Below are 4,625 nucleotides of genomic sequence, written 5' to 3'. Positions count from 1 at the left end.
TCCCCCACCGCCCCCACCGCCCCCACCGTCCCCACCGCCCCCATCCGGGCCGTCGTCGTGGACGAACAGGAGCTGGTTCGTAGCGGCTTCAGCATGATCCTCGAAGCGCAGCCGGACATCGAGGTCGTCGCCGAGGCCAGCGACGGCGCCCAGGCCGTCGCGGCGGTCCGCGCACACAACCCCGACGTGCTGCTCCTCGACATCCGCATGCCCGGCATGGACGGCCTGGAGGCCGCCCGCCAGGTCTGCGCGAGCAGCGAGTGCCGGGTCGTGATGCTCACGACCTTCGACCTCGACGAGTACGTGTACGAGGCGCTGTACGCCGGCGCCAGCGGCTTCCTGCTGAAGGACGTCCGCCGCGACGACCTGGTCCACGCGGTGCGCGTCGCCGCCGGGGGCGACTCGCTGCTGGCCCCGTCGGTGACGCGGCGGCTCGTCGCGGACCTCGTGCGGCAGCAGCGGCGCCGGGCCCAGGAGCCGGCCCCGGGCCGTTCCTCCGGGCTCGCGGTGCTCACCACCCGCGAGGAGGAGACGCTGCGTCTGCTGGCGCGCGGCCTGTCCAACGCCGAGATCGCCACGACCCTCTACGTCAGCGAGCACACCGTCAAGACGCACGTCAGCAACGTGCTCACCAAGCTCGGTCTCAGGGATCGGGTGCAGGCGGTCATCCGCGCGTACGAGGAGGGCCTCGTCATACCGGGTGAGACGGGGGAGGGGGAAGGGGCCGCGGCTCCCTCGCGGGAGTGAGAGCGCCCGGCGCGGAAACCACCGCGCCCGGCGATCCGCCGAGGGGCCTCGCGGGACGACGCTGAGGGCGTTCATGACGAGACGTCACGACGACGTCTCCGCGTCCCAGGAGGCCCCTCATGCTCGCGGCACTCGCCCGGACGGCAACCCGCCGCCCCCTGACCGTCATATCCGCCTGGCTACTCCTGCTGGTGATCGGTTTCGGCGTCGGCACCGGCGTCTTCTCGCGCCTCAGCGACTCGGTCCCCGACGTGGCGGGCAGCGAGTCCCTGGAGGCCGCCGAACTGCTCGACCGCGTCGACCCGAACGGGTCGACGATCACGGCCGTCGTCGAGGGAAGTCCACCGCGCGCCGAGGTCGACGCCGCCGTCGCCGACGTGCGCGGCCTGCCGGGGATCGCGGAGGTCCCCGACCCCTACGCCACCCCCGGCCTCCTCTCCCGCGACGGCGAGGCGTTGATCATCCCCGTCACCCTCGCCGGAGGGCTGGACGACGACGCCGAGGAGACGGCGGTCGAGGACGCCGCCGAACGGCTGCGGCAGATCGCGTCCACCGACGCCGACGCCGACGCCGACGCCGCCGACGCCGACGCCGACGACGCGAACGGGACCGTGGAGGTGTACGTCAGCGGCGGGCCGCTCTTCGGCATGCAGGCCGGCGAACGGGCCCAGGAGGACGTCGCGCGGGCCGAGATCATCTCCCTCCCCGTGGTGATGGTGCTGCTCCTGCTGGTCTTCGGCGGGTTCCGCGCCGCCGGCCTGCCGCTGCTGGTGGCCGTCTGCGGCGTCGCCGGCGCGTTCCTCGCGCTCTTCGCGTTCAGCGCGGTGACGGACGTCTCCGTCTACGCCGTGCAGGTCACGACGATGCTGGGCCTCGGCCTGGCCGTGGACTACGCGCTGCTGATGCTCGTCCGCTTCCGCGAGGAACGGCGCGGCGGCGGCGACACGGTCGAGGACGTGGTGGAGGCCGTGCACCGCACCGTCGCCCGCGCCGGGCGGACCGTGCTGTTCTCCGGGGTGACGGTCGCGGTCAGCCTCACGGGCCTGCTGGTCTTCCCCAACACCTTCCTGCGCAGCATGGGCCTGGCCGTCGCCGCCGTCGTCCTCGTCGACATGCTGGCGGCGCTCACGCTGCTGCCCGCGCTCCTCACCCGCTTCGGCCGGCGCATCCCGCCCGCCAGGAACGACGCCGCGAGCGAGGGCCGCTTCTTCGCCCGCCTGGCGCGGTTCGCCACCCGGCGACCGCTCGCCGTGATGGTGGCCACCGTCGGCAGCCTCGTCGTGCTGGCGCTGCCGGCGCTCGGCACGACCATCGCCCTCGGCGACGCCCGCTCGCTGCCGGAGGACGCGGAGGCCCGGCAGCTCTTCGACACCGTCGAGGAGCACTACCCGACCGGTACCGGCGTCGAGCCGGTCACCGTCGTCCTGGGCCCGGACGCCTCACCGGCGCTGGCCGACCGGATCCTGGCCCTGCCCGGCACCGCCGCCACCGCCACCGACGTGCTGGACGACGGCACGACCGTGCTGCGCCTGACCCCGGCGGGGCCCGAGGACGGGCCCGAGGCGACGCGGTTGGTGGAGGAGGTGCGGGAGCTGCGCGGCGAGGAGCCGGTCATGGTGACGGGCGCGGCGGCCCAACTCGTCGACTTCCGCGCGATGTTCGTCGAACGCGGCCCCTGGGCCGTCGGGATCGTGCTGGTCGGGATCGGCGCGCTGCTGTTCGCGTTCACCGGCTCGGTGCTGATCCCGCTGCGCACCATCGCCACGACCCTCCTCAGCCTGGCAGCCGCGCTCGGCGTCGTCGTCTGGGTCTTCCAGGACGGCAACCTCGCCGGGCTGCTCGGCACGCAGGGCATCGGCGCGTTGAGCCTCACCGCGCCGCCGCTGATCATCGCGATCGCGTTCGGGCTGGCCATGGACTACGAGCTGTTCATCCTCGCCCGGATGCGTGAGCACTGGCGGCGCACGGGTGACGATCGCGAGGCCGTCGTGGAGGGCCTGCGCCGATCGGGACGGGTCGTCAGCTGCGCGGCGCTGCTGCTCGCGGTCGTCTTCGCGGCGTTCATGACGGGCGGCTTCTCGCCGATCCTCCAGATCGGGCTCGGGCTGACGCTGGCCGTGCTGATCGACGCGACGGTCGTGCGGATGCTGCTGGTGCCGGCGAGCATGGCGCTGCTGGGGCGTCGCGCCTGGTGGGCGCCCGGCCCGCTGCGGCGGCTGCACCGTCTCGCCGACATCCGCGAGGACGAGGGCGACGACGAGGGCAGCGGGGACGGGAGCGGTAACGGGGACGGGGACGGGGACGGGGACGGGGAGCGGGGCGAGCGTGTCGTGCGCGGGGCACGCGGCGCGCGCGGGGCAGGGGGTGCGGTCACGGGCGGAGACACCGGTTCGGCGGAACGGGAACCCGTTCGCCTCTCCTGACATGCCGTCCGCGTGGTGCCGGAGAACGATCAGTCGTGTCCCCACCCTTCCCCAACGCAACTGAAAGGGACTCGCATGCGCATGCGCAGGCACCGGCACACGCACACCTCCTCACGTCACCGGCGCGGCCTCGCTGTCGCCACCAGCCTCGGCGTCGCCGCCGCCGCCATGGCCCTGTCCGCTCCCGAGGCGATGGCCCTCAAGAAGCCCGACGCCCCCGGCCACCCCGGGGACGGCCGGCCGGCCATGGCGGAGATCCTCCCGACGGACGACATGCCCAGCGGCAACGCCGCGCAGCGCCCTGGCCGCGCCCCCAGCGGCGAGGCGTCGGGCGAGGCTCCCGGAGGGGAGCGTCCTCAGGGACGCCCCTCCGGCGAGCGTCCGAGTGGTGCTCCCTCCGGCGAGCGTCCGAGCGGTGCTCCGTCGGGTGAGCGTCCGAGTGGCGCGTCTTCGGAGCGTCCGAGTGGTGCTCCCTCCGGTGAGCGTCCCAGCGGTGTTCCGTCGGGTGAGCGTCCCAGCGGTGCTTCCTCCGAGCGTCCGAGTGGCGCTCCCTCGTCTGAGCGTCCGAGTGGCGCTCCCTCCGGTGAGCGCCCCAGCGGCGCTGCCTCCTCCGAGCGTCCGAGCGGTGCTTCCTCCGAGCGTCCCAGCGGTGCCCCCTCCAGCGAGCGCCCCAGCGGTGCTTCCTCCGCTGAGCGCCCCAGCGGTCGGCCCGGGGCCGGGGCTGTCCAGCAGGCCAGCCACCAGGCTTCTGCCGGGGCCGGCGAGGAGGGCCGTGAGGAGGCCCGTGAGGAAGCTCCCGGGGTGGTCGACGACGGCGATGACGACGACGGCGGCGACGACACCGGCGACAACGCCGCCGACGCGGCCGGTGAAGCGGCCAGCGAGGAGGCCAACGCGGCAGGTCGCGGCGAGGGCAGTGCCGAGGGCAGTGCCGGGGCCCGCCCCGAGGGCCGTCCGGAGGCGAGCGAACGCCCCGACACCGGGTTCACCGAGGAGAACCACCCGGAGCCGGAGACCCGAGCCGAGCTCGCGACCCTCAAGGAAGCGACCTCCGTCTACAACGACGTGGCCGCGGCCGAGGCCGCCGGCTACACCAAGGCGACCGAGTGTGTCCCCGGCGGTGGCGTCCACTACGTGAAGTCCGTCGCCCTCAACCAGGACGAGCTGGTTCCGGGCGAGCCCAGCGCGCTGATCTACCGTCCCACCGAGAACGGCGAACTGAAGCTCGCAGGCATCGAGTACGCCTCCGAGACCGCGGCCGTCCTCCACGGCCAGGCCTTCAACCCGCCGACCGAGGGCGTGCCGTACTACACCCTCCACGTCTGGCTCTGGGAGAAGAACCTCCACGGCCTCTACTCGCCGGAGAACTGGCGCATCACCTGCGAGGTCTGACGGCCCGCACGACGGACGACACCCCCAGTCGGCGTGGCTGGCTGGCCCCGGGAGCGGCCAGCC

The 4,625-nt window shown here is 74.0% G+C and carries 3 protein-coding genes; all 3 read left to right on the top strand.

The window, feature by feature from the left end:
* The first annotated feature begins 42 nt into the window (after positions 1-42).
* Positions 43-747, top strand: coding sequence for a response regulator (locus ACTWP5_RS31935; protein WP_443224686.1), 705 nt, complete (start codon positions 43-45; stop codon positions 745-747).
* A gap of 119 nt (positions 748-866) precedes the next feature.
* Positions 867-3,170: an MMPL family transporter gene (locus ACTWP5_RS31930; RefSeq protein WP_443224685.1), complete on the top strand. Its 2,304-nt coding sequence runs from the start codon at positions 867-869 to the stop codon at positions 3,168-3,170.
* A gap of 801 nt (positions 3,171-3,971) precedes the next feature.
* Positions 3,972-4,562, top strand: a complete 591-nt coding sequence (locus ACTWP5_RS31925) for a hypothetical protein (RefSeq protein WP_443224684.1) — start codon at positions 3,972-3,974, stop codon at positions 4,560-4,562.
* Positions 4,563-4,625: the final 63 nt, after the last annotated feature.

The sequence above is a fragment of the Streptomyces sp. 4N509B genome (genome assembly GCF_052245655.1).
In the GTDB taxonomy this organism is placed as follows: domain Bacteria; phylum Actinomycetota; class Actinomycetes; order Streptomycetales; family Streptomycetaceae; genus Streptomyces.
This window is presented reverse-complemented; position numbering and strand designations above follow the sequence as displayed.